Raw genomic sequence first — 24,456 nt, forward strand, 5'->3', positions numbered from 1 at the left:
TGGGGGGCGGAGCGGTGGTTAGCCGACCGCGCCTTCCATCTGCAGCTCGATCAGCCGGTTGAGCTCCAGCGCGTACTCCATCGGCAGCTCCTTCGCGATGGGCTCGACGAAGCCGCGCACGATCATCGCCATCGCCTCGAACTCGGAGAGACCGCGGCTCATCAGGTAGAAGAGCTGGTCCTCGGAGACCTTGGAGACGGTCGCCTCGTGGCCCATGGACACGTCGTCCTCGCGGACGTCCACGTACGGGTAGGTGTCCGAGCGGGAGATGGTGTCGACGAGCAGCGCGTCGCACAGCACGTTGGACTTGGAGCCGTGGGCGCCCTCGCCGATCTCGACGAGACCGCGGTAGGAGGTACGGCCGCCGCCCCGCGCCACCGACTTGGAGACGATGTTGGAGGAGGTGTTCGGCGCCATGTGGACCATCTTGGAGCCGGCGTCCTGGTGCTGGCCCTCGCCCGCGAAGGCGATGGAGAGGGTCTCGCCCTTGGCGTGCTCGCCCATGAGGTAGACGGCGGGGTACTTCATCGTCACCTTGGAGCCGATGTTGCCGTCGATCCACTCCATGGTGGCGCCCTCGTAGGCGACGGCGCGCTTGGTGACCAGGTTGTAGACGTTGTTCGACCAGTTCTGGATGGTCGTGTAGCGGCAGCGGGCGTTCTTCTTGACGATGATCTCGACGACCGCGCTGTGCAGGGAGTCCGACTTGTAGATCGGGGCCGTACAGCCCTCGACGTAGTGCACGTAGGCACCCTCGTCGACGATGATCAGGGTCCGCTCGAACTGGCCCATGTTCTCCGTGTTGATCCGGAAGTAGGCCTGGAGCGGGATCTCGACGTGCACGCCCTTCGGCACGTAGATGAAGGAGCCGCCGGACCACACGGCCGTGTTCAGCGCGGCGAACTTGTTGTCACCGGCGGGGATGACGGTGCCGAAGTACTCCTTGAAGAGCTCCGGGTGCTCCTTCAGGGCGGTGTCGGTGTCGAGGAAGATGACGCCCTGCTCCTCCAGGTCCTCGCGGATCTGGTGGTAGACGACCTCCGACTCGTACTGGGCGGCGACACCGGCGACGAGGCGCTGCTTCTCGGCCTCCGGGATGCCCAGCTTGTCGTAGGTGTTCTTGATGTCCTCGGGCAGGTCCTCCCAGGACTCCGCCTGCTTCTCCGTGGAGCGCACGAAGTACTTGATGTTGTCGAAGTCGATGCCGGAGAGGTCGGAGCCCCAGTTCGGCATGGGCTTCTTCTCGAAGAGCTTCAGGCCCTTGAGACGGAGCTTGGTCATCCACTCCGGCTCGGACTTCTTCGAGGAGATGTCGGTGACGACCTCCTCGTTGATGCCGCGCCGCGCAGAGGCACCGGCGGTGTCGGAGTCGGCCCAGCCGTATTCGTACTTGCCCAGGCCCTCGAGTTCGGGGTGGGCAGTCTCCGTGGGGAGAGTCATGCGGGGTTCCTCCCGGCCGTGCTTGCAGATGCGTTGTGGGAAATCTTGGGGATGAACGTCGTGCAGACCCCGTCGCCGTGGGCGATGGTGGCCAGTCGCTGGACGTGCGTTCCGAGCAGCTTGGAGAAGACCTCGGTCTCGGCCTCGCAGAGCTGTGGGAACTTCTCCGCCACGTGGGCGACCGGGCAGTGGTGCTGGCACAGCTGCTCGCCGACCGGTGCGCTGCGCGCCGTAGCAGCGTACCCGTCCGCGCTCAGGGCCTTGGCGAGGGCTTCGGTGCGCTCCTCGGGGGCGGCGGCCTCGATGGCCTCGCGGTAGGCGCCGGCCTGCTCGGCGATCCGCGCGCGGGCGAAGGCGACGACGGCCTCGTCCCCGCCGAACTGCTGCTGGATCCAGCGCAGGGCGTCGGCGGCGAGGGTGTCGTAGGACTGGTCGAAGGCGTCCCGGCCGCAGTCGGTGAGGGCGAAGACCTTCGCCGGCCGGCCTCGGGTGCGCGCTCCGTAGACCCGCTGCTCGCGGGGCTGTACGACGTCGTCGGCGGCCAGCGCGTCGAGGTGGCGGCGGACGGCGGCGGGGGTGAGCCCCAGCCGGTCGGCCAGCTCCGCGACGGTGGACGGCCCGTGGTCCAGGATGGATCGCGCGACCCGGTTGCGCGTGGAACGGTCCGAGCGCATCCCGGCCGCGAGCTCCTCATGGGGGGTCCCCGCAGGGGTCTCCCGAGCCTCGCCGACGTTTTTCACAACGCCATTGTTGCGTAATTCCTCGAGAGCAGGCAAGCCGCGCCCGCTCCGGCCGGCGGTGCCCTGCGTCACTTAGGTATACCTAATCTGACCTGCGGAAACGATCACTGATCGATCAAAGCCCCGATTAAACCAGTGGCTCCGACGGCCCGTGACAGGGACACTGCACCACCATGCCCACACCCCCTCCGACCGGCCCACTTGTCACCCGGGAGACCCTGGCGGCGCAGCTGCGGGACCTGGGTGTCGAACCGGGAGAAATCCTCCTCGTCCACTCCTCCCTCAGCTCCCTCGGCTGGGTCTGCGGAGGCCCCGTCGCGGTGGTCCAGGCACTTCGGGACGCCCTGGGGCCGGACGGCACGCTCGTCGTCCCGACGCAGACCGGCGACCTGTCCGATCCGGCGGAGTGGAGCCGCCCGCCGGTGCCGCGCGAGTGGTGGGACACGATCCGCGCCACCATGCCCGCCTACGACCCCCTCATCACCCCCAGCCGGGGGCTCGGGGTGATCCCGGAGACCGTGCGCACCTGGCCCGGGGCGCTGCGCAGCGCCCATCCGCAGACCTCGTTCGCGGCGCTCGGGGCACGGGCCGCGGAGATCGTCGAGGGGCACGCCCCCGACTGCCGGCTGGGCGAGCGCAGTCCGCTGGCCCGGCTGGAGCGGCTGGGGGCACGGGTGCTGCTGCTCGGGGCCGGGTACGCCACCTGCACCAGCTTCCACCTCGCCGAGTACCGGATCGCCGCCCCGCTGGTGGAGGTCGGCCGGCCCGGCCTGCACGGGTGGGAGACCGTGACCGAGGTGTCGATCGACTCCGACCGGTTCGACGAGCTGGGGCACGACTTCGAACGGGACCGGCCCGTCGTCCGGGGGAAGGCGGGCGCCGCCGACGTACGGCTGTTCCCGGTCGCGGACGCGGTCGCCTACGCCGAGCGCTGGCTGGCGCTGCACCGCCCGCGCGAGGAGGAGTTCTGACCTCCGGCCGCCCGGCGCGCGGTCGCTTTCGGCCGGGTTCCCGTACCCGGCGGTCGGAGCGCCCGGCGGCGAACCTAGACTCTGGAGCCATGCGAACTGAGCCTGTCGTCCGGGTCCAGGCCCTGGTGAAGCGGTACGGGACGAAGACCGCGGTGGACGGCCTGGAGCTGACGGCCCGGGCGGGCGTCACCGCCGTCCTCGGACCCAACGGCGCCGGCAAGACGACCACGATCGAGATCTGCGAGGGGTACCGCGGGGCGGACTCCGGCACCGTCCGCGTGCTCGGCCTCGACCCGGTCGGACAGGCCTCCGAGCTGCGGCCCCGGATCGGGGTGATGCTCCAGTCCGGGGGCGTGTACTCGGGGGCGCGGGCCGACGAGATGCTGCGGCACGTGGCCAGGCTGCACGCGCATCCGCTGGACGTGCACGCGCTGATCGAGCGGCTCGGGCTCGGCTCCTGCGGCCGGACGGCGTACCGCCGGCTCTCCGGCGGCCAGCAGCAGCGGCTCGCGCTGGCGATGGCGGTCGTCGGCCGCCCGGAACTGGTCTTCCTGGACGAGCCCACCGCCGGTCTCGACCCGCAGGCCCGCCGCGCCACCTGGGACCTGGTACGGGACCTGCGCGCGGACGGCGTCTCGGTCATCCTCACCACGCACCACATGGACGAGGCCGAGCAGCTCGCCGACGACGTGGCGATCATCGACGCGGGCCGGGTCGTCGTCCACGGCTCCCCCGAGGAACTGTGCCGCGGCGGGGCCGAGAACACCCTGCGCTTCAGCGGCCGCCCCGGCCTGGACGTCGCCTCCCTGCTCAAGGCGCTGCCCGCCGACTCCTCCGCGGCCGAGCTGACGCCGGGCTCGTACCGGGTGGTGGGCAAGATCGACCCGCAGCTGCTGGCCACGGTCACCTCGTGGTGCGCGCAGCACGGGGTGATGCCGGACCGGATCTCGGTCGAGCGCCACACCCTGGAGGACGTCTTCCTGGAACTGACCGGCAAGGAGCTGCGCTCGTGACCGCCACCGGCACCTACACCCCCCGGCCCGGCGCGGCCCCGCTCCCCCGCATGATCGCGGCGCAGGCGGCACTGGAGACGAAGATGCTCCTGCGCAACGGCGAGCAGCTGCTGCTCACCGTGGTGATCCCGACGCTGCTGCTGGTGCTGTTCGGCAGCGTGGACATCGTGGACACCGGCGCGGGCGAGGCGGTGGACTTCCTCACCCCCGGCATCCTCGCCCTGGCCGTCATGTCCACGGCCTTCACGGGCCAGGCCATCGCGACGGGCTTCGAGCGCCGCTACGGCGTCCTGAAGCGCCTCGCGTCCTCCCCGCTCCCCCGCTGGGCGCTGATGGCGGCGAAGACCGCGTCCGTGCTGGTCACCGAGGTCCTCCAGGTGATCCTGCTGACGGTGATCGCCTTCGCGCTGGGCTGGGACCCGCACGGCGGCCCGCTCGCCGTACTGCTCCTCCTCGTCCTCGGCACGGCGGCCTTCTCCGGCCTCGGTCTGCTGATGGCGGGCACCCTGAAGGCGGAGGCGACCCTGGCCGCCGCCAACCTGGTCTTCCTGCTGCTGCTCGTGGGCGGCGGGGTCATCGTCCCGTTGGACAAGTTCCCGCCCGCCGCCCAGGACGTCCTCGGCCTGCTGCCGATCTCGGCCCTCTCCGACGGCCTGCGCGACGTCCTCCAGCACGGCGCGGGCATGCCGTGGGGGGATCTGGGGATCCTGGCGGTGTGGGCGGTGGCGGGGCTCGCGGCGGCCGGGCGGTTCTTCCGCTGGGAGTGAGGCAGTGGATGGGGCCGGATCCGGTCCCTGATGTGTCCGGCACGGTAGGCCGTGAGAGTGACGCGCGGGCGAAGGGGGAAGAGACGCCCCGTGTACGAGTCCGCGGATTCCTCGGGTGTGCGTGCGCTGCAACCCCTTCTGCACGACGTGGTGATCTGCGTCGCGGCCCCGGCCTTCGCCGCCTCGCCCCGGGACGGGCAGCTGCGCGGTCTGCAGGCGGAGGGCTTCTACGGCCATGACCGCAGGCTGCTGCACACGGCCTGTCTGCTGATCGACCGCCGTGAGCCGGAGCCGATCGGTGTGCAGCCCCTCGGGCCGGACCAGGTGCGGTTCACCTCCGTGCACCGCTATCCGGCCGACCGCACGGACGACCCGACCGTGATCATCGAGCGGGTGCGCACGGCCGGCCGGGGCGAGAGCATCCTGCTGCGCAACGTCGGTACGGTCTCCCGGCTCCTCCATGTGGAGCTGGCGCTCGCCACGGATCTGGCGGACATCGCCGAGGTCAAGCGCGGCCGGACCGGTCCGCCGGTACGGTGCACCGCCGACGCCGCCGGCCGCGGGCTGGTGTGGGAAACACCGACGGGCCGGGCAGAGGTCCGCGCAACCGCCCCGGAAGCCCCGGCACGCGCCCTGGAACCGGACGGCGGGACCAGCACCCCTGAGCCGGACCACGGGACCGACACCACTCAACCGAACCACGGGACCGACACCACTCAACCGAACCACGGGACCGACACCACTCAACCGAACCACGGGACCGACACCACTCAACCGGACCACGGGACCGACACCACTCAACCGAACCGCGGGACCGGCACCACTCAGCCGGACCACGGGACCGGCACCGCTCAGCCGGACGGCGGGAGGGGCGCCCATGAACCGGACCGCAGGGTCGGCACCCCGGAGCCAGCCCACAGGACCAGCGCCGCGATGCCGGACCACAGGCCGGGCGCCCCGGAACCGGACCTCAGGACCAGCACCCTGAAGCCGGACCGCGGGCCGGGCGCCCCCGACGGCCGGACCGGCACCCCCGACGGGCGGACCGGCGCCCCCGACGGTCCGCCCGGCAACCCCCGCGACCCGGACAATCCACCCGGTAACCCCCGCAACCCCGACGGTCCGCCCGGCAACACCGGCAACCGGCAAGGAACTCCCGGCAACCCCGGCAACCCCGGCAACCCCGGCAACCCCGGCAACCGGCACGGGAACCCCGGCAGCCGGCCCGGCGCGGCTGGTGGCTCGGCCGGCCACCGTCCGGTCGACCCGCCCGGTGTCACCGACGGGCCCGAGGGCGGCACCTTCACCTGGCCCCGGCTTCTGTTGCGGCCCGGCGAGAGCCGGCAGCTCAGGCTGACGGTCGACGGTGGCGCGGTCCCCGCCCCGCCCGGGCATCCGGGGGCCCCGAGCACCGGGGCGCCCTGGAGCGAGCCGGTGGTGCGCGGCGACCGGCGGCTCGTCGCCCTGGTCCGCCGCGGCCTCGGCGACCTGGGGGCCCTGCGGCTCGCGGACCCCGAGCGCACCGCGCCCGACGGCCCCGAGGACCAGTTCATCGCGGCGGGCTGCCCCTGGTACCTGGCGCTGTTCGGGCGGGACTCGATCTGGTCGGCGCGGATGATGCTGCCGCTCGGCACCGGTCTGGCCCGCGGCACCCTGTGGGCGCTGGCCCGCCGCCAGGGCACGGCCCACGACGTGTTCCGCGAGGAGGCGCCGGGCCGGATCCTGCACGAGCTGCGCCCCGCCGACGCCGAACACGGCCACGGGCTGCGGCTGCCCTCGCGCTACTACGGCTCGGTCGACGCGACCCCGCTGTTCGTGACCCTGCTGGTGGAGGCCTGGCACTGGGGTCTGCCGGAGGAGGACGTGGCGGCGCTGCTGCCGTACGCCGAACGCGCGATGGAGTGGGTGCTGGAGACGAGCGCCGGGGACGAGGACGGACTGCTGCGCTATTACCCGCGTCCGGGCGGGCTGCGCCACCAGTCGTGGAAGGACAGCGAGGACGCGGTGCGGGACGCGGCGGGCCGCCGTATCGAGCCGCCGCTGGCGCTGTGCGAGGTGCAGGGGTATGCCTACCAGGCGGCGACCGGACTGGCCGAGCTGCTGGCGGCCCGGGCCCGCAAGGAGGACGCGGAACGGTTGCGGCTGTGGGCCACCGGGCTGCGCAAACGCTTCTCGGACGCGTTCTGGCTGGACTCGCCCGAGGGTCCCGCCCCCCGCTATGTGGCGATCGCGGTCGGCCGCGGCCTCGACCCGGTCAGCGGGCCGGCGTCCAACATGGGCCAGCTGCTGTCCACCGGGATCCTCGACCCGCGGGGCTGCCGGGACGTCGCGGCCTGGCTGGCCGCCCCGGAGCTGAACTCCGGGTGGGGTCTGCGCAGCCGCTCGGCCGCGCTGCCCGGCTTCAATCCGATGAGCTACCACGGCGGTTCCGTGTGGACCCATGACACGGCGATCGCGATCCAGGGACTGTGCGCGGCGGGGTGCGCCGCCGAGGCCGCCCAGCTCGCCGACGGCCTCCTGGAGGCGGCCGCCCACTTCGCCCACCGGATGCCGGAGCTGTACGGCGGGGACGCCCGCACGGAGGGCTCCCCCGCCCCGCTCGCCTATCCGGCGGCGTGCCGGCCGCAGGGCTGGTCGGCGGCGTCGGGCGTGGCGGTGCTGGCGGCGCTGCTGGGGCTGCGGCCGGACGCGGGGCGCCGGACGTTGCGCGTACGGCCGACGCCGTTCGGTCCGCTGCATGTGTCGGGGCTGCGGCTGGCCGGCCAGGAGCTCTCCGTCCGGGTGGACCGGGAGGGCCGCAGCGGGGTGTCGGGGCTGCCGAAGGGCTGGGCCGTCACGACGGGCTGAGCTGCTCCCGATACAGGTCGAGCATCGGTTCCAGATAGAACCGCCGCAGATCGAAGTGGCGTACGACGTGCTCCCGGGCGCGTCGTCCCACCGCCTCGGCGCGGGCGGGATCGTCGAGGAGCAGCGCGATGCGGTCGGCCAGTCCGGCCACGTTGCGGTCGGGCACCAGGAAGCCGATCTCCTCGTCCGCCTCGATGCCCTCGTCCAGTCCGCCCATCCGGGTGACGACGACGGGCCGGGCCGCGCACATCGCCTCCAGCGGGGCCAGTCCCATGGGCTCGTCGAACATCGACGGATAAACCACGACGGAGGCTCTTTCGTAGAGCGCCCGCATATGGTCCACTCCGGCCTCGGTGAATTCGACGACCCCCTCCGGAATGTTCAGTTCCTTAATGAGTTCCTGCAATTCTCCATGGAATCCGACCGTTTCGCCGTGGAAATCGACCGTATTCTCGACACCGGTCCGCATCAGCACCAGCCGGGGCGTCACCCGGGGTCCGGGCCGGTTCTGGATGATGTGGTGCACGGCCCTGATCGCCAGCTCGGCCCCCTTGTCGGGGATCAGCCGCGCCGGGAGCAGCACCATCCCTGGTTCCTGCACTCCGGAGACGGGCACGTCGAGGTAGGCCGCGGTGTCGATGCCCAGGTAGCGGCGCTCGACCTTGAAGCCGAGCTGCCGGGTGCAGGCCTCGCTGAGGAAGTCGGAGACCGCGAAGTGGAGATGCCAGTCGCGGCAGGCCTCGGCCGCCGGATTCGTCTCCTCGTGCCAGATGCTGTGGTACGTGTGCAGCAGCCGCAGGCCGAGTTCCTCGCTGAGTCCGGCGAGCGCGCGGGCCGGCGCGTCCGAGAAGTGGTGCAGATTGTGGCCGTGGACGATCCTGATCCCCCGACGGGTGATCAACTCTCTGAACCAGGACGTGAGTCCGGGCTCCCCGGGAGCCGGGAGCGCGTCCGGCGAGAGGTCCAGTCCCGAGTGCCGCTCGATGGTGACGGTGCCCTCGCCCCCGGTGCCGGACCGGCCCGGCACCGCCGCCCCGGGTGTCCCGGTGAAGACCGTGACATCCACCCCGTGGGCCGCGAGCAGGCGCGAGAACTGCCACAGATGGGTCTCCACCCCGCCCACGCAGGGGGGAAAGGACCAGTGCACCAGTCCCACATGCATTCTCTGATCCTCTGACAGTGCGTCCACGCCGCCTCCGAGGGCGATTGGGAGGTGCGCAGACGTAGGAACAATTCTGCTGCACATATATGGAAGACGGAGTATGGCCCTTGGACAATGAGGGGTTCAACCTCGACCGGCGCGGGAATCGTCGCACACACGGCGCGGGCAGGGGATGTGACACGGGGGAGCCGCCATGGGAGCGTCAAGGAACAACGGGGACGGATCGGGCAAGAGGCTGTTGGTCGGCCTGTACACGGCCACGACGGGTTCGGTGGCGGTGCTGCCGATCGTGGCCGATCACGCGAACGGCCCCGCGCTGTGGGCCGTCGTCTCGGTGACGGGCCTTCTCGGCGCCGCCTCCGCCTTCTTCACCCGGCACTCGCTCGGGCGGGGCGCGGGATCCTCCGCCGAGGAGCCGGGCTCCACGGAGTCCCCGTACGTCCCTCCGCACAACCTGCCCTCCCTCTCCCGCTACTTCACCGGCCGGGACACCGAACTGGGGCGCGTCCGGGAGATGCTGACGGACGGCGACCAGCAGGGCGCCCCGCGGCGGATCGTCGTCATCCACGGCATGGGCGGCGCCGGGAAGACCCAGCTCGCCGTGGCCCACGCCCGCACCCACGCGCAGGCCGACACCACCACGCTGACCTGGTGGCTGCCCGCCACCAGCACCGAGCGGCTGCGCGACCGGCTGCTCGAACTCGCCGCCATCCTGGGCCTGCCCGCCCATGAGAGCGAGTACGTGGTGCTGTCCCGGCTGTGGGGGTGGCTGCGCGACAACCCGGGCTGGCTGCTGGTGTACGACAACGTGCAGCCGGACGGCGACGGGGCCGGGCCGCCGGCCGACGGCCCGCACGGGCTGGAGCAGTTCCTGCCGTCGGACCAGTGCCGGGGCACGATCCTGATCACCACCCGGGTCCGCCAGGGCTGGGCCGAGCTGACCGAGCACCGGCTGGAGCTGCTCGGCCTCAGCCCCACCCGGGGCCGCGCCTTCCTGCGGCTGCGCATAGACGGCGCGGCCGAGGACACCGAGGACGCGTCGCTCGACGCGCTGGGCCGGCAGCTGGGCTGGCTGCCGCTGGACCTGGAGACCGCCGGCGCCTACATCGAGCGGGAGGGCATCAGCGTCGAGGACTATCTGGCCCAGCTGCCCGAGCACACCTCGACGAACGGCTTCGAGACGTTCCGGCTGTCGGTCGAGCGGATCTCGCGCGAGGCGCCGGAGGCGGAGAACCTGCTGCGGCTGTGCTCCTACCTGGCCTCCGAGGACGTACCGCACTCCGCGCTGTACGAGCACCGGGCGGTGCTGCCGGACGGGCTGCGGCGGGCCATGGAGAGCGAGCGGGTCTTCCATCCCATGGTCCGGGAGCTGGTCGAGCACTCGCTGCTCACGGTGAGCGGTGACCAGCGCAGGGGCTCGGTGACGTTCGGGGTGCATCCGCGGGTGCGCCAGTTCATCCGCAGCCGGATGGACCAGGACGACCGGGTCCTGTGGTCGCAGGTCGCGGTGCGGCTGGTGGAGGCCGCGTTCCCGGCGTGGCCGGAGCAGCCGGAGGTGCGCAGCGCCTGCGAGCGTCTGATGCCGCACGCCGACGCGGTGATCACCGAGGTGTCCTGGGCCTCGGACGACCGGGTCGCCCGCGGGACGGCCCGCCGGGCGCTGATCGAGTTACTCCACCGCGTCGCGTCTACCAGGAGCAGCGCTGCAACTGGACGCGCGCGCTGACCTTCTTCCAGTGGGAGGCGGAGCTGCGGCAGGGCTCCGGTGCCCCGGACGGCGCGGACGCGCTCGGCCGGGTCACGGCCCGGCTCGCGGTGGCCCGGCAGCACTATCTGCTGGCCCACCTCGACGACGCGCACGACGAATGCCTCAAGGCGCTGGTGCAGTGCCGGCGTCACACCGGCGACGGCCCCGCGTTCGTCGAGCTGGAGGCGCTGTGCCACCGCCAGTACGGGGGCATCCTGCGCGAGAAGATCCTCTTCGACGGGGCGCTGGACGCGGTCCGCGAGGCCGTCCGGATCTACGAGGCCCAGGAGGACCACGAGCCGGGCTGGGAGAGCCTGGAGTGGGCGGTCGCCGAGCAGGAGATCGGCATGATCCACCGCAACGCGGGCCGGCTCTCGCTCGCCCTGGAGTCGTACGCCCGCGCCGAGGCCCGTATCCCGCAGCGGGCCAGCCAGGTGCCGGCCCAGCATGTGCTGTTCCAGGCGATGCTGCGGCGGGACGTGGGCATCGTCGCGCAGGACCGCGGCGACCTGGGCACCGCCGAGGCCATGCTGGAGGACGCCCTCGCGGTGTTCCGGGAGCACCGGGGGCTGGAGGACTTCGAGACGTCCCAGGTCGCCAAGTTCCTGGCCGACGTCCGCCGCCGGCAGGCCGAGGACCTGCGCGAGCGGGCCCGGGCCACCTGGCATCCGCTGCGCCGGCGCGAGCTGCACCGGCAGGGCGAGGAGAAGCTGCGCTCGGCGGCCGAGCTGCTGGAGCCCGTGCTGGAGCTGCACTACAACCGCAGCGAGGCCGAGCCGCACAAGTACGCCGCCTGCCTGAACAAGATGGGCTCGTTGCAGGCCGCGCAGGGGCTGCTGGTGGAGGCCCTGGAGACGTTCGACCGGGCGCACGGCATCTACACGCGGAAGTACGGCAGCGACCACCACTACCGGGCGAAGACCCTCTCCCGTCTCGGCCCGGTCCTGCTGACGGCCGGGGACCGGGCGGGCGCGGAGGTGGTGCTGCGCGAGGCCGAACGCATCTTCCGGGCCCGTCTGGGCGACGACCACCCCTCGCTGGTGGCGGTGTACGAACGGCTCGCCGAGTGCACCGACGACGAGCGGGAGGCCGCGGACTTCCTGGGCCGGGCCGAGCGCATCGCCACGGCCCTGTGGCACGGCACCCCGCCGCCGCCCGACGACACCCGCGAGGACCCGGCGCTCGTCGAGACCCGGCCTTCGTGACGCCGGGAGCCGACCCTCGTGAAAGCGTGCACAAGCGGCGGCCTACGATGGTGGGCGTGCCGAACGTGACCCGTACCGACGCCGTGGCAGCGCTGCGCAACCCGCTCGCCTTCATCTCCGAACGCTGGACCCCGGCGCCCCGGACGGTTCAGCGGGCCGCCCTGTCCGCGCTCGTGATGTCGGTGGTCATCGTGGTCACCGGCGGGGCCGTACGCCTGACGGGCTCCGGTCTGGGCTGCCCGACCTGGCCCAAGTGCACGGCCGACTCGCTCACCGCGACCAGCGCGATGGGCTTCCACGGCGCCATCGAGTTCGGCAACCGCATGCTGACGTACGTGCTGTGCGCCGCCGTCGGCTGGGCGATCATCGCCGCGCGCTCGGAGAAGCCGCGGCGTGCGGGGCTGACCCGGCTGGGGTGGGCGCAGTTCTGGCTGGTGATGAGCAACGCGGTGCTCGGCGGGATCGTGGTGCTGGTCGGCCTCAACCCGTACACGGTCGCCGCGCACTTCCTGCTGGCCTCGGCGCTGATCGCGGTCGCCGCGCTGATGTGGCAGCGCACCCGGGAGGGTGACGGGGAGCCCCGGCCGCTGGTCGGCAAGCCGGTGCAGCAGCTGGTGTGGTTCCTGGTCCTCGCCTCGTCGCTGCTGATCGCGGTCGGCACGGTGGTGACCGGGGCGGGTCCGCACGCGGGTGACTCCAGCGAGGTCGAGCGGATGCCGCTGGACTGGGAGACGGTGGCCAAGCTGCACGCCGTGCTCGCGTGGATCGTGGTGACGCTGACCTTCGCCCTGTGGTTCATCCTCAAGGCGGTCGACGCCCCGCGCGGTCCGCTGAACCGTACCCGGGAACTGTTCCTGGTGCTGCTCGCGCAGGGTGTCATCGGTTACGTCCAGTACTTCACCAACCTTCCCGAGGTGCTGGTGGGACTGCACATGCTCGGGTCGGCCCTGGTGTGGATCTGGGTGCTGCTGGTGCTGCTGGCGCTGCGTGAGCGTCCGGCGGCGACGGCCGGTCTGCCGGGTCCGGTGGCGGAGGCCGCGGTCCGCTCGAACGCCTGACGTTCAGCTCAGCCCGTACACCCGCCGGGCGTTCCCCGCCGCCACCATTCCCGCCACCCGCTGGGCGTCCGTCAGGGACCACGCGCCCTCGGCGACCCAGCCGCCCAGGATCCGGCCGAGGGCCTCACGGAACAGCCGGGCGCCGACCACGTGCAGCTCGGGCAGCGCCTGTGCCCCGCTGGAGAACAGGACCTTGCCGAAGGGGGCCAGTTCCAGGATCTCCGCGAGGACCGTCGCGGCGCGGGCGCCGGTGCGGACGAGCGCGGCACCGGAGTCGGCGTAGACGTGCGGGAAGACGGCGGCGAGGTGGGCGGCCTGGCGGTGGTAGGGGTAGCCGTGCAGCAGGATCAGGTCGGTGCCGAGGCCGGCGGTCGCGCGGAGGAAGCCGGTGAGCAGCACGGGGTCGGTGCGGTCGATGCGCAGGCCCGGTTCGCCGAGTCCGGCGTGCAGTTGGAGGGGCAGTCCCGAGGCGACGGCGATCCACAGCAGGTGCCGTAGCAGCACGGGGTCGCGCAGCTCGCCGCCGACGCGGCGGGCGGCCAGCCAGCGGCCCGCGGCGCCCCGCACCTCACCGGGGCCGGGCGGTTCGGGCGCCAGGGCGAGGCCGTGCCGGACCCCGGCGACGGAGGTGAAGGCGACGGCGCCGGCGGCGGCCGAGTGGACGGCCTCGGCGAGATTGGCGAGAAAGGCCTCGACGGTGCCGGAGGTGTCGGCGACCTGCTCGGCCAGCAGTTCGAGGCGGACGATCTCCCGGGCGTCGGCGGCCCCCGCGGAGGCCAGCTCCTGCGGGTGGGTGAGGTCGCCGGGCAGTCCGGTGTCGACGAGGTAGGTCGTGATGCCGCTGCCGCGCAGCAGTCTGCGGCCCGACTCCAGTACGCCGAGTTCACGCCGCCGGGCGAGATAGCGGGCGGGTGTGCAGTGCGGTTCCAGGCCGAGCAGCGGGGGGCACCAGCGGCGTACGGCGAACCCGGTCTGGGTGTCGAAGAGGGTCGTACCGGGGGCGGGCGGGCCCTCGGTACGGGCCAGCTGGGCCTCGAAGGTGCCGAGACCCAGCTCGGTTCTGAGCACGCCGTGGCAGTACTGGTCCACCAGGGACGGCGTTTCGATCATCGGGACTCCCGCGACTGGACCTCGTACCGCTGAAGGTCCTAACGGGTGAACCCGGTGTCAGGTGTTGGGTCGGTCAGCCGTTGCTCGGTCCGCCCACCTGGATTCCGGCCATGCGGGTCCATTCGTACGGTCCCGTCCTCACCTTGGCCGCGAACTCGCCGTCGAAGGACTCGTGGACCGTGATGCCGGCCTTCTCCACGGCCTTCTCGGCGATCTCCACGGAGGGCGCCACGAGGTCGCCCCAGCCGCCGTCCTCGCCGACGAGGACGATCCGGGCCCCGCGCTCCCCGATGTACGCGACCTGGCCCTCGGCCCCGCCGTGCTCCTTGGAGAAGGCGCTGATCTGGTGGGCGAGGCGGGCGATGCGGCGCCCGTCCTTCGCGTCAACCTGCTGCGTGTCTGCCATGGTCAGGATGCTACCGACGGGTAGATCGATCGGCGACGGCCGGGGTGAGTGACGCTCACCTCAGGAAGGGGTCCACGGCGACCGCGACGAACAGCAGCGACACATAGGTGATGGACCAGTGGAACAGGCGCATCTCCTTCAGCTTCCCGCCCGTCGCCTCGGCCTTCGCCCGGTTCTGCAGGGCGTGCGCCTCCCACAGCCACCAGCCCCCGGCCGCGAGGGCCACGCCCGTGTAGAACCAGCCGGTGTAGCCGAGGGGCGTCAGCAGCAGCGAGACGACGACCATCACCCAGCTGTAGATGACGATCTGCTTGGCGACCACCTTGTTGGAGGCGACGACCGGCAGCATCGGGACACCCACGCGCGCGTAGTCCTCGCGGACCTTCATCGACAGCGGCCAGTAGTGCGGCGGCGTCCAGAAGAAGATGACCAGGAAGAGGATCAGCGGGGCCCAGGACAGTGAGTTCGTCACGGCCGACCAGCCGATCAGCACCGGCATGCAGCCGGCGATGCCGCCCCAGACGATGTTCTGCGCGGTGCGCCGCTTGAGGATCATCGTGTACACGACGACATAGAAGAGGAGCGCTCCGAGCGACAGCCAGGCGGACAGCCAGTTGACGGTCAACCCGAACAGCAGGGTCGAGACCACGGCGAGGGTGATGCCGAAGGCGAGGCACTCGCGCGGCGAGACCATGCCGGTGACCAGCGGCCGCTGCGAGGTGCGGTCCATCAGGGCGTCGATGTCGCGGTCGATGTACATGTTCAGCGCGTTGGCGCCGCCCGCGGACAGATAACCGCCGACGCAGGTGAGCAGCACCAGGCCGAGGTCCGGCACACCCTGCTGCGCCAGGAACATCACCGGAACGGTGGTGATCAGCAGCAGCTCGATGATCCGCGGCTTGGTCAGCGCCACGAACCCCATGACCCGGGCCCTCAGCGGCCGCCGGCTCGGGCTCTGGCTCGTCCCGATCATCCCCACTGGACGGGATTCAACGGCCGTCACGCACACCCCTGACAGAGACTCCCAGCAAGCCTCCCCATGTGAATGCGGGGTAAAGGCTCGCGCGTACCACGCCACTGTAGACGTTGCCCATACCCCGGCCTTCGCGGGGGTGGGGTCGTGTTGGGAGGGGCCCCGGGGAGGGGTGTGCGGAGGGCTTCCGATGAGTCGTACTGGGGCTCGATTGAGCAGTCAGATGAGCGGCTCCGTATTCAAGTGCCAAGTGCGGTTCCGGCCAGCCGGCAGGCGGATCGCGGCAAGGCCCGGCAGTCTGGAATGACTCGAAAAAACGCACGTCCCCGCAGGGGTAGGCTCGACAGCGGCCGGTGGGCATCCAGTCCCCCGGAAGCCGGTGGGCGCGTGCCCGGAACAGCCGGTATTCGACATGTGGAGAGGAGCCCTGACCCAGGGTGAGCACCAAGCCGACCACCACAGACCTCGAGTGGACCGCATTGGACCAGCGGGCCGTCGACACCGCGCGTGTCCTGGCCGCCGACGCCGTACAGAAGGTCGGCAACGGCCATCCCGGTACGGCGATGAGCCTGGCGCCTGCCGCCTACACCCTCTTCCAGAAGGTGATGCGGCACGACCCGGCGGACGCCGACTGGGTGGGCCGCGACCGTTTCGTGCTGTCCGCGGGCCATTCGTCCCTGACCCTCTACACCCAGCTGTACCTGGCCGGTTTCGGCCTTGAGCTGGACGATCTGAAGAGCTTCCGCACATGGGGTTCGAAGACCCCGGGTCACCCCGAGTACGGCCACACGGTGGGCGTCGAGACCACCACCGGTCCGCTGGGCCAGGGTGTCGCCAACGCCGTCGGCATGGCGATGGCCGCCCGCTACGAGCGCGGTCTGTTCGACCCGGAGGCCCCCGAGGGCGAGTCCCCCTTCGACCACTTCGTGTACGTGATCGCGGGTGACGGCTGCCTCCAGGAGGGCATCTCCGCCGAGGCGTCCTCGATGGCCGGCCACCAGAAGCTGGGCAACCTGGTGCTGCTCTGGGACGACAACCACATCTCGATCGAGGGCGACACCGAGACGGCCGTCTCCGAGGACACCGTCAAGCGGTACGAGGCCTACGGCTGGCATGTGCAGCGGATCGCCCCGAAGCCGGACGGCGACCTCGACCCGCACGCCCTCTACAACGCGATCGAGGCCGCGAAGCAGGTGACGGACAAGCCGTCCTTCATCGCGATGCGCTCGATCATCGCCTGGCCCGCCCCCCACGCGCAGAACACCGAGGCCGCGCACGGCTCGGCGCTCGGCGACGACGAGGTGGCCGCGACCAAGCGCGTCCTCGGCTTCGACCCGGAGCAGTCCTTCGAGGTCGCCGACGAGGTCATCGCCCACACCCGCGGGGCGCTGGAGCGCGGCGCGGAGGCGAAGGCCAAGTGGGAGAAGTCCTTCCAGCTGTGGCGGGACGACAACGCCGAGCGCGCCGCCGAGTTCGACCGGATCGCCGCGGGCGAGCTGCCGGCCGGCTGGGAGGAGAAGCTCCCGGTCTTCGAGCCCGGCAAGGGCGTCGCCACGCGTGCCGCCTCCGGCAAGGTGCTCCAGGCGCTCGGCGCGGTCGTCCCGGAGCTGTGGGGCGGCTCGGCCGACCTGGCCGGCTCCAACAACACGACGATCGACAAGACGTCGTCGTTCCTCCCGGCGGACAACCCGCTGCCGGAGGCGAACCCGTACGGCCGCACGATCCACTTCGGCATCCGCGAGCACTCCATGGCCGCGGAGATGAACGGCATCGCGCTGCACGGCAACACCCGGATCTACGGCGGCACGTTCCTCGTGTTCTCCGACTACATGCGCAACGCCGTCCGGCTCTCGGCGCTGATGCACCTGCCGGTGACCTACGTGTGGACGCACGACTCCATCGGTCTCGGCGAGGACGGCCCGACCCACCAGCCGGTCGAGCACCTGGCCTCGCTGCGCGCCATCCCGGGCCTGAACGTGGTCCGCCCGGCCGACGCCAACGAGACCGCGATCGCCTGGCGCGAGATCCTCAAGCGGTACACCAAGGTCTTCGGCAAGGGCGCCCCGCACGGCCTCGCGCTGACCCGTCAGGGCGTGCCGACGTACGAGCCCAACGAGGATGCCGCTCGTGGCGGTTACATCCTCTTCGAGGCGTCGAACGGCGCGCCGGAGGTCATCCTCATCGCCACCGGTTCCGAGGTGCACGTGGCCGTCGAGGCGCGCGAGGCACTGGAGGCCGACGGGGTGCCGACGCGGGTGGTGTCCATGCCGTCCGTGGAGTGGTTCGAGGAGCAGTCGCGCGAGTACCGCGACAGTGTTCTGCCGCCGTCCGTGAAGGCCCGCGTCTCGGTCGAGGCCGGTATCGGTCTGACCTGGCACAAGTACGTCGGGGACGCCGGCCGCATCGTTTCCCTGGAGCACTTCGGTGCTTCGGCCGACGGCAAGGTCCTCTTCCAGGAGTACGGCTTCACTGCCGAGAACGTGGCCGCGAAGGCGCGGGAATCCCTCGCCGACGCCCGGCGCTGACGCTCACATACGACACGTAGGAGATGCATTTTCCATGACAGACGCACTCAAGCGCCTCTCCGAGGAGGGCGTCGCGATCTGGCTGGACGACCTGTCGCGCAAGCGGATCACGTCCGGCAACCTGGCCGAGCTGATCGACCAGCAGCACGTCGTGGGCGTCACCACCAACCCGTCGATCTTCCAGAAGGCGATCAGCGGCGGCGACGGCTACGAGCAGCAGGTCGCCGACCTCGCGGCCCGCAAGGTCACCGTCGACGAGGCCATCCGCATGATCACCACGGCGGACGTCCGGGACGCGGCCGACATCCTGCGCCCGGTCTACGACGCCACCGGCGGTCAGGACGGCCGGGTGTCCATCGAGGTCGACCCGCGCCTGGCGCACCACACCCGCGCCACGATCGCCGAGGCCAAGCAGCTGGCCTGGCTGGTGGACCGCCCCAACACGCTGATCAAGATCCCGGCCACCAAGGCGGGTCTGCCGGCCATCACCGAGGTCATCGGCAACGGCATCAGCGTCAACGTCACGCTGATCTTCTCGCTGGAGCGCTACCGCGAGGTGATGGACGCCTACCTGGCCGGTCTGGAGAAGGCCAAGGAGAAGGGTCTCGACCTCTCGCTGATCCACTCGGTGGCGTCCTTCTTCGTGTCCCGCGTGGACACCGAGATCGACAAGCGCCTGGACGCGCTGGGCACCGACGAGGCCAAGGCCGCGCGCGGCAAGGCCGCCGTCGCCAACGCCCGGCTCGCCTACGAGGCGTACGAGGAGGTCTTCTCGACCGAGCGCTGGAGCAAGCTGGAGAGCGCCGGCGCCAACAAGCAGCGTCCGCTGTGGGCCTCGACCGGTGTGAAGGACCCTGCGTACAAGGACACCCTGTACGTCGACGACCTGGTCGCGCCGAACACGGTCAACACCATGCCGGAGGCCACCCTCCAGGCGACCGAGCAGCGCGGCGAGATCACGGGCAACACCATCGCCGGGACCTACGAGCAGGCCCGCGCCGACCTCGACGCCGTCGAGCGGCTGGGCATCTCGTACGACGAGGTCGTACAGCTGCTCGAGGACGAGGGCGTCGAGAAGTTCGAGGCCTCCTGGAACGACCTGCTCAAGTCGACCGAGGCGGAGCTGGCGCGCCTCGCGCCTTCGGAGGGCTGATTCCTTGCCTCCCCTCTCCGGTTCCGGAGCGAATCCGCTCCGCGATCCCGCCGACCGACGGCTCCCGCGCATCGCGGGGCCGTCGGGCCTGGTCATCTTCGGCGTGACGGGCGACCTGTCCCGCAAGAAGCTGATGCCCGCCGTGTACGACCTCGCCAACCGGGGTCTGCTGCCGCCGGGTTTCTCGCTGGTCGGGTTCGCCCGCCGCGAATGGGCGCACGAGGACTTCGCACAGGAGGTCCACGACGCCGTCAAGGAGCACTCCCGCACGCCCTTCCGTGAGGAGGTCTGGCAGCAGCTCATCCAGGGCATGCGCTTCGTGCAGGGCACCTTCGACGACGACGACGCCTTCGAACGGCTGCGCGCGACGATCGAGGAGCTCGACAAGGCACAGGGCACGGGCGGCAACTTCGCCTTCTACCTGTCGGTGCCGCCGCGCTCCTTCCCCGTGGTCATCCAGCAGCTGAAGAAGCACGGGCTGGCCGACCAGACGAAGGACTCCTGGCGGCGCGCCGTCATCGAGAAGCCGTTCGGGCACGACCTGGCCTCCGCGGAGGAGCTCAACAAGGTCGTCCACGAGGTCTTCGCCCCGGACCAGGTCTTCCGTATCGACCACTACCTGGGCAAGGAGACCGTCCAGAACATCCTGGCGCTGCGGTTCGCCAACACGATGTTCGAGCCGATCTGGAACCGGTCCTTCGTGGACCACGTCCAGATCACGATGGCCGAGGACATCGGCATCGGCGGCCGGGCGGGCTACTACGACGGCATCGGCGCCGCCCGTGACGTCATCCAGAACCACCTGCTCCAGCTGATGGCCCTGACCGCCATGGAGGAGCCCGCCTCCTTCGACGCGGACGCACTGGCCGCGGAGAAGACCAAGGTGCTCGGGGCGGTACGGCTGCCCGAGGACCTGGGCCGGGACACCGTGCGGGCGCAGTACGCGGCCGGGTGGCAGGGCGGCGAGAAGGCCATCGGCTATCTCGAAGAGGACGGCATCGACCCGAAGTCGAAGACCGACACCTACGCGGCCATCAAGGTCGAGGTGGACAACCGCCGCTGGGCGGGCGTCCCCTTCTATCTGCGCACCGGCAAGCGGCTCGGCCGCCGGGTCACCGAGATCGCGGTCGTCTTCCAGCGGGCCCCGCACTCCCCCTTCGACACGACGGCCACCGAGGAACTCGGGTCGAACGCGATCGTCATCCGCGTCCAGCCCGACGAGGGCGTGACCGTCCGCTTCGGCTCCAAGGTGCCCGGCACCTCGATGGAGATCCGGGACGTATCCATGGACTTCGCCTACGGCGAGTCGTTCACGGAGTCCTCGCCCGAGGCGTACGAGCGCCTCATCCTCGATGTGCTGCTCGGCGACTCGAACCTCTTCCCCCGCACAGAGGAGGTCGAGCTGTCCTGGAAGATCCTCGACCCGATCGAGCGGTACTGGGACGAGAACGGCCGGCCCGCGCAGTACCCGGCCGGCACCTGGGGGCCCGTCGAGGCGGACCAGATGCTGGAACGAGACGGACGGAGCTGGCGCCGGCCATGAAGATAGACCTCACGGACACCACCGCCAGCAAGATCAACAAAGCGCTGGTGCAGGGCCGCCGGGCGATCGGCACCCCGGCCGTGGGCATGGTGCTCACGCTCGTCATCGTCACCGACGAGGAGAACGCGTACGACGCGCTCAAGGCCGCCAACGACGCCTCCCGCGAGCACCCCTCGCGCACGCTCGTGGTCATCCGGCGCGTCTCGCGCACGCCCCGCGACCGCACGCAGTCCCGGCTGGACGCCGAGGTGCGGGTGGGCGCGGACGCGGGCACCGGCGAGACGGTCGTGCTGCGGCTGCACGGCGAGGTGTCCGACCACGCCCAGTCGGTCGTCCTGCCGCTGCTGCTGCCGGACGCCCCGGTCGTCGTGTGGTGGCCGGTGAACGCCCCGCTGGACCCGGCCGCCGACCCGCTCGGCGCGCTGGCCCAGCGCCGGGTCACCGACACCTACGCCTGCGAGCAGCCGGTGCGCGAGCTGGGCGCCCGCTCCGACACCTACACCCCCGGCGACACGGACCTGTCGTGGACCCGCATCACGCCCTGGCGTTCGATGCTGGCCGCGGCACTGGACCAGGTCACCTGCGAGGTGGAGTCGGTCGAGGTGGAGGGCGAGGAGTTCAACCCGAGCTGCGAGCTGCTGGCGATGTGGCTCGCGGACCGGCTGGACGTCCCCGTCCGGCGCTCGCTGTCCGGCGGCCCGGGGCTCACGGCCGTGCGCATGGCCACCAGCTGCGGGCCGATCACCCTGGACCGGGCCGACGGTTCGCTGGCCACACTCTCCATCGAGGGCCAGCCCGACCGCGCGGTGGCGCTCAAGCGCCGCGACACGGCCGAGCTGATCGCGGAGGAGCTGCGCCGGCTGGACCCGGACGACACCTACGCCTCGGCCCTGCGGTTCGGGGTGGAGCGGCTGAACGCGTCGGCCTCGGCCTCGGCCTCGGTCCCGGTACCGGCGGCCGCGCCGGGCGGGGACGCGGTCGCGCGGGCCCTGGCCGCGGTCGAGAAGGCCGGTGCCGCGGTCGAACAGGCCGGGGCGGCGGTCGGGAAGGCCGAGGCCGAGCCCGCCGAGGGCGTGGCGGAGCCGGACAAGGGCGTGGCGGAGCCTGCCAAAGGAGAACCGGACACCCGCCAGGGGCCTGCGGAAGCTTCCGGGGCGGAAGGGGCGACGCCGGCACCACTGAAGGCGGTCCCTTCCGGCCTGTCCGGCAGGGCGACGCGGTGAACGCCCCGCAGCTGGTCGTGCACCGCGACAAGGAGCTGATGGCGCAGGCCGCCGCGGCCCGCCTCATCACGCGGATCGTGGACGCGCAGGCCTCCCGGGGCTATGCGTCCGTGGTCCTCACCGGCGGCCGCAACGGCAACGGTCTGCTGGCCGCGCTGGCGTCCGCGTCGGCCCGGGACGCGATCGACTGGGGCCGGCTCGACCTGTGGTGGGGCGACGAGCGGTTCCTGCCCGAGGGCGATCCGGAGCGCAACGTCACCCAGGCCCGGGAGGCCCTGCTGGACGCCGTACCGCTGGACCCGAAGCGGGTGCACGCCATGCCCGCGTCCGACGGTCCGTACGGCGCCGACGTCGAGGCGGCCGCGGAGGCGTACGCGCAGGAGCTGGCCCGTGCGGCCGGCCCCGAGAACCACGGCACCGTGCCCACCTTCGACGTCCTGATGCTGGGCGTCGGCCCGGACACCCATGTGGCCTCGCTCTTCCCCGAGCTGCCGGCCGTACGGGAGACCGAGCGCACGGTGGTCGGGGTGCGCGGCGCGCCCAAGCCCCCGCCGACCCGGGTCACGCTGACCCTGCCGGCCATCCGGGCGGCCCGTGAGGTGTGGCTGCTCGCGGCGGGCGAGGACAAGGCGAACGCCGCGGCGATCGCCCTGTCGGACGCGGGGGAGATCCAGGCACCGGCGGCGGGCGCCCGCGGCCGGGCCCGCACCCTGTGGCTGCTGGACCAGGCGGCGGCCTCCCGGCTGCCGAGGTCGCTGTATCCGCCGGCGTCTCCCTGAGACTCCCGGTCGTTCCCGGAACCCGTACGGTCAAGCGCCGTACGGGTTCCGGCCGTTGTGGGCGCTGTACTGGGGGTACGCCGGAGTGGTCCGTGGGGTCCGCGGGGCGGGGTGGGCCGTCAGCCGGATGCCGTACCGTCTGCTGAGGCGACGCGCCTCCAGCAGGGCGATCGCCGTGACCGTCACCGGTGCGCCCAGGATGAAGGCGACGCCCAAACCCCGGCCCAGGCCGTGCAGGTCGCTGGTGACGAGGTCGGGGACGGCCATCAGCCAGGTCGTCACGGTGGCCAGCAGGGGCGGCAGGCACCGGTGCACGGCGGCGGTGCCGAAGAAGTTGCCGGTGAGCCGGACCGCTCCCGCGATCACGAAGAAGGCCATCCACAGGCCCAGGGCACTCAGGACGATCTTCGGGCCGGTCCCGAGCATGTCCCCGGCGGCGAACAGCCCGAGGGCGGCGAAAGCCGAGGCGATGAACAGTGCCAGCAGCTTGAGCGAGTCGAGGAGCCGCGCTCCCAGCCGGCGCACGGGGCCGCCGCGCCGCCACACCAGAAGCATCACGCCGACGGTGAGCGGTGTGACGCAGAGCAGCACCAGCGACGCGGTCGCCGCGTTCTTCACCAGCTCGTCCCAGGCGAACCCGCCCTCGACGAAGGAGTGGACGCCGAGGGCCGCGACCGCTCCCATCACGACCCTGGCGCGCTTGAGCCGCTCCACGGTGGGGTCGAGTGCCTCCGGGATCCACGAGGGGTGGAACACGGCTCGTGCCACGTGATGGGGCTTCAGGAAGGAGCCGGCCGTCAGACTGCCGTCGGTCCAGTTCCTGCGGTGTGCGCTGCCCACGTGACGCCCCCGAGCGATCGTGTTCATGACCGCCCGGGAGTCTACACAAGGGGCCTGTCCGGCTAACGGCCGCGCAGCTCGCGGTACTTGGCGACCAGGGCCCGGGTGGAGGCGTCCAGGCCGGGGACCTCGGCGCCTTCGGTGAGGGCGGGTTCGACGCGCTGGGCGAGGACCTTGCCGAGCTCCACGCCCCACTGGTCGAAGGAGTCGATGTTCCACACGGCGCCCTGCACGAACACCTTGTGCTCGTACAGCGCGACGAGCTGGCCGAGGACCGACGGGGTCAGCTCGGCGGCGAGGACGGTGGTCGTGGGGTGGTTGCCCTTGAACGTCTTGTGGGCCACCAGCTCCTCCGGCACGCCCTCCGCGCGCACCTCCTCGGGCGTCTTGCCGAAGGCCAGCGCCTGGGTCTGGGCGAAGAAGTTGGCCATCAGCAGGTCGTGCTGGGCCTTGAGTCCGTCGCTCAGCTCGTCGACCGGGCGGGCGAAGCCGATGAAGTCCGCGGGGATCAGCTTGGTGCCCTGGTGGATCAACTGGTAGTAGGCGTGCTGCCCGTTGGTGCCGGGCGTGCCCCAGACGACCGGCCCGGTCTGCCAGTCGACCTCCTTGCCGTCCCGGCCGACGTACTTGCCGTTCGACTCCATGTCGAGCTGCTGGAGGTAGGCGGCGAACCTGGACAGGTAGTGGCTGTAGGGCAGCACGGCGTGAGACTGGGCGTCGTGGAAGTTGCCGTACCAGATGCCCAGCAGGCCGAGCAGCAGCGGGGCGTTGGCCTCGGCGGGGGCGGTGCGGAAGTGCTCGTCGACGAGGTGGAAGCCGTCGAGCATCTCGCGGAAGCGGTCCGGGCCGATGGCGATCATCAGGGACAGGCCGATGGCGGAGTCGTAGGAGTAGCGGCCGCCGACCCAGTCCCAGAACTCGAACATGTTGGCCGTGTCGATACCGAAGTCCGCT

General features: G+C 71.6%; 20 protein-coding genes. 12 read left to right on the top strand and 8 right to left on the bottom strand.

The features are described from left to right. Nucleotides 1–18 precede the first annotated feature (18 nt). A complete protein-coding gene (sufB, locus tag AQJ64_RS05175) occupies nt 19–1,440 on the bottom strand; it encodes a Fe-S cluster assembly protein SufB (RefSeq protein WP_055636903.1) in 1,422 nt (473 codons plus the stop codon). After that, nucleotides 1,437–2,180, bottom strand: coding sequence for a helix-turn-helix transcriptional regulator (locus tag AQJ64_RS05180; protein WP_055636902.1), 744 nt, complete (start codon nt 2,178–2,180; stop codon nt 1,437–1,439). The genes sufB and AQJ64_RS05180 overlap by 4 nt, the downstream gene beginning before the upstream one ends. A 173-nt stretch (nt 2,181–2,353) precedes the next feature. Between AQJ64_RS05180 and AQJ64_RS05185 the strand changes: the two genes are divergently transcribed. The 4 genes from AQJ64_RS05185 to AQJ64_RS51650 all read left to right on the top strand — a co-directional run bounded on the left by AQJ64_RS05185 (nt 2,354) and on the right by AQJ64_RS51650 (nt 7,778). Continuing rightward, nucleotides 2,354–3,151 carry an AAC(3) family N-acetyltransferase gene (locus AQJ64_RS05185; RefSeq protein WP_055636901.1) on the top strand — a complete coding sequence of 266 codons (798 nt, stop codon included), beginning with the start codon at nt 2,354–2,356 and terminating at the stop codon, nt 3,149–3,151. Nucleotides 3,152–3,240: 89 nt separating this feature from the next. After that, on the top strand, nt 3,241–4,164 hold the full coding sequence (locus AQJ64_RS05190) for an ABC transporter ATP-binding protein (RefSeq protein WP_055636900.1): 924 nt from the start codon (nt 3,241–3,243) through the stop codon (nt 4,162–4,164). A 50-nt stretch (nt 4,165–4,214) separates the two neighbouring features. Then, nucleotides 4,215–4,931: an ABC transporter permease gene (locus tag AQJ64_RS05195; RefSeq protein ID WP_240512835.1), complete on the top strand. Its 717-nt coding sequence runs from the start codon at nt 4,215–4,217 to the stop codon at nt 4,929–4,931. Nucleotides 4,932–5,021: 90 nt separating this feature from the next. Beyond that, nucleotides 5,022–7,778 carry a glycogen debranching N-terminal domain-containing protein gene (locus AQJ64_RS51650; protein WP_059202439.1) on the top strand — a complete coding sequence of 919 codons (2,757 nt, stop codon included), beginning with the start codon at nt 5,022–5,024 and terminating at the stop codon, nt 7,776–7,778. On the opposite strand, the gene AQJ64_RS05205 is transcribed toward AQJ64_RS51650, so the two are convergent. Next, nucleotides 7,765–8,940 (bottom strand): glycosyltransferase family 4 protein, encoded by a 1,176-nt coding sequence (locus AQJ64_RS05205; protein ID WP_055637830.1) that lies wholly within the window; start codon nt 8,938–8,940, stop codon nt 7,765–7,767. The two genes, AQJ64_RS51650 and AQJ64_RS05205, sit on opposite strands and share 14 nt — an antisense overlap. A gap of 193 nt (nt 8,941–9,133) precedes the next feature. Between AQJ64_RS05205 and AQJ64_RS05210 the strand changes: the two genes are divergently transcribed. The 3 genes from AQJ64_RS05210 to AQJ64_RS05220 all read left to right on the top strand — a co-directional run bounded on the left by AQJ64_RS05210 (nt 9,134) and on the right by AQJ64_RS05220 (nt 12,950). Further along, entirely contained in the window at nt 9,134–10,666 is a 1,533-nt protein-coding gene (locus tag AQJ64_RS05210; RefSeq protein WP_157881134.1) for an NB-ARC domain-containing protein, read from the top strand. Between the two features lie 89 nt (nt 10,667–10,755). Beyond that, nucleotides 10,756–11,892 (top strand): tetratricopeptide repeat protein, encoded by a 1,137-nt coding sequence (locus tag AQJ64_RS51655; protein ID WP_055637832.1) that lies wholly within the window; start codon nt 10,756–10,758, stop codon nt 11,890–11,892. A 47-nt stretch (nt 11,893–11,939) separates the two neighbouring features. Beyond that, nucleotides 11,940–12,950: a COX15/CtaA family protein gene (locus AQJ64_RS05220; protein ID WP_055637833.1), complete on the top strand. Its 1,011-nt coding sequence runs from the start codon at nt 11,940–11,942 to the stop codon at nt 12,948–12,950. Between the two features lie 3 nt (nt 12,951–12,953). Here AQJ64_RS05220 and AQJ64_RS05225 read toward each other — a convergent pair whose 3' ends face one another. The 3 genes from AQJ64_RS05225 to AQJ64_RS05235 form a co-directional block, all read right to left on the bottom strand. After that, complete coding sequence (locus AQJ64_RS05225) at nt 12,954–14,060, bottom strand: amidohydrolase family protein (protein WP_055637834.1); 1,107 nt, start codon at nt 14,058–14,060, stop codon at nt 12,954–12,956. A gap of 73 nt (nt 14,061–14,133) precedes the next feature. Beyond that, nucleotides 14,134–14,466, bottom strand: coding sequence for a hypothetical protein (locus AQJ64_RS05230; protein WP_055637835.1), 333 nt, complete (start codon nt 14,464–14,466; stop codon nt 14,134–14,136). Between the two features lie 55 nt (nt 14,467–14,521). Then, a complete protein-coding gene (locus AQJ64_RS05235) occupies nt 14,522–15,439 on the bottom strand; it encodes a heme o synthase (protein WP_206189895.1) in 918 nt (305 codons plus the stop codon). Nucleotides 15,440–15,876: 437 nt separating this feature from the next. Here AQJ64_RS05235 and tkt point away from each other — a divergent pair, with 437 nt between their 5' ends. The 5 genes from tkt to pgl are packed head-to-tail and all read left to right on the top strand — an operon-like array spanning nt 15,877 to nt 22,662. After that, nucleotides 15,877–17,964 (top strand): transketolase, encoded by a 2,088-nt coding sequence (tkt, locus tag AQJ64_RS05240; protein ID WP_059202440.1) that lies wholly within the window; start codon nt 15,877–15,879, stop codon nt 17,962–17,964. A gap of 34 nt (nt 17,965–17,998) precedes the next feature. Beyond that, nucleotides 17,999–19,117, top strand: a complete 1,119-nt coding sequence (tal, locus tag AQJ64_RS05245; protein WP_055635899.1) for a transaldolase — start codon at nt 17,999–18,001, stop codon at nt 19,115–19,117. Nucleotides 19,118–19,121: 4 nt separating this feature from the next. Beyond that, nucleotides 19,122–20,660 (top strand): glucose-6-phosphate dehydrogenase, encoded by a 1,539-nt coding sequence (gene zwf / locus AQJ64_RS05250; RefSeq protein WP_055635898.1) that lies wholly within the window; start codon nt 19,122–19,124, stop codon nt 20,658–20,660. Then, complete coding sequence (opcA, locus tag AQJ64_RS05255; RefSeq protein WP_055635897.1) at nt 20,657–21,883, top strand: glucose-6-phosphate dehydrogenase assembly protein OpcA; 1,227 nt, start codon at nt 20,657–20,659, stop codon at nt 21,881–21,883. Before zwf ends, opcA begins: the two co-directional genes overlap by 4 nt. Beyond that, entirely contained in the window at nt 21,880–22,662 is a 783-nt protein-coding gene (gene pgl / locus AQJ64_RS05260) for a 6-phosphogluconolactonase (RefSeq protein ID WP_055635896.1), read from the top strand. Before opcA ends, pgl begins: the two co-directional genes overlap by 4 nt. Nucleotides 22,663–22,692: 30 nt before the next feature. On the opposite strand, the gene AQJ64_RS05265 is transcribed toward pgl, so the two are convergent. Next, nucleotides 22,693–23,529, bottom strand: coding sequence for a hypothetical protein (locus tag AQJ64_RS05265; protein ID WP_211286462.1), 837 nt, complete (start codon nt 23,527–23,529; stop codon nt 22,693–22,695). 35 nt (nt 23,530–23,564) lie between these two features. Beyond that, nucleotides 23,565–24,456, bottom strand: an 892-nt coding sequence (locus tag AQJ64_RS05270) for a glucose-6-phosphate isomerase (RefSeq protein WP_483316188.1), incomplete at its 5' end; no start/stop codon positions are given.

Source organism: Streptomyces griseoruber (assembly GCF_001514205.1).
In the GTDB taxonomy this organism is placed as follows: Bacteria; Actinomycetota; Actinomycetes; order Streptomycetales; family Streptomycetaceae; genus Streptomyces; species Streptomyces griseoruber.

What these genes read in the sequence shown, in the direction of transcription:
- AQJ64_RS05195 (WP_240512835.1), top strand. Translation starts at nt 4,215, where the DNA reads ATGATCGCGGCGCAGGCGGCACTGGAGACGAAGATGCTCCTGCGCAAC.
- AQJ64_RS05205 (WP_055637830.1), bottom strand. Translation starts at nt 8,940, where the DNA reads ATGCATGTGGGACTGGTGCACTGGTCCTTTCCCCCCTGCGTGGGCGGG.
- tal (WP_055635899.1), top strand. Translation starts at nt 17,999, where the DNA reads ATGACAGACGCACTCAAGCGCCTCTCCGAGGAGGGCGTCGCGATCTGG.
- AQJ64_RS05210 (WP_157881134.1), top strand. Translation starts at nt 9,134, where the DNA reads ATGGGAGCGTCAAGGAACAACGGGGACGGATCGGGCAAGAGGCTGTTG.
- AQJ64_RS05265 (WP_211286462.1), bottom strand. Translation starts at nt 23,529, where the DNA reads ATGAACACGATCGCTCGGGGGCGTCACGTGGGCAGCGCACACCGCAGG.
- AQJ64_RS05190 (WP_055636900.1), top strand. Translation starts at nt 3,241, where the DNA reads ATGCGAACTGAGCCTGTCGTCCGGGTCCAGGCCCTGGTGAAGCGGTAC.
- opcA (WP_055635897.1), top strand. Translation starts at nt 20,657, where the DNA reads ATGAAGATAGACCTCACGGACACCACCGCCAGCAAGATCAACAAAGCG.
- AQJ64_RS05235 (WP_206189895.1), bottom strand. Translation starts at nt 15,439, where the DNA reads ATGATCGGGACGAGCCAGAGCCCGAGCCGGCGGCCGCTGAGGGCCCGG.
- AQJ64_RS05220 (WP_055637833.1), top strand. Translation starts at nt 11,940, where the DNA reads ATGGTGGGCGTGCCGAACGTGACCCGTACCGACGCCGTGGCAGCGCTG.
- AQJ64_RS05230 (WP_055637835.1), bottom strand. Translation starts at nt 14,466, where the DNA reads ATGGCAGACACGCAGCAGGTTGACGCGAAGGACGGGCGCCGCATCGCC.
- AQJ64_RS05225 (WP_055637834.1), bottom strand. Translation starts at nt 14,060, where the DNA reads ATGATCGAAACGCCGTCCCTGGTGGACCAGTACTGCCACGGCGTGCTC.
- AQJ64_RS05185 (WP_055636901.1), top strand. Translation starts at nt 2,354, where the DNA reads ATGCCCACACCCCCTCCGACCGGCCCACTTGTCACCCGGGAGACCCTG.
- sufB (WP_055636903.1), bottom strand. Translation starts at nt 1,440, where the DNA reads ATGACTCTCCCCACGGAGACTGCCCACCCCGAACTCGAGGGCCTGGGC.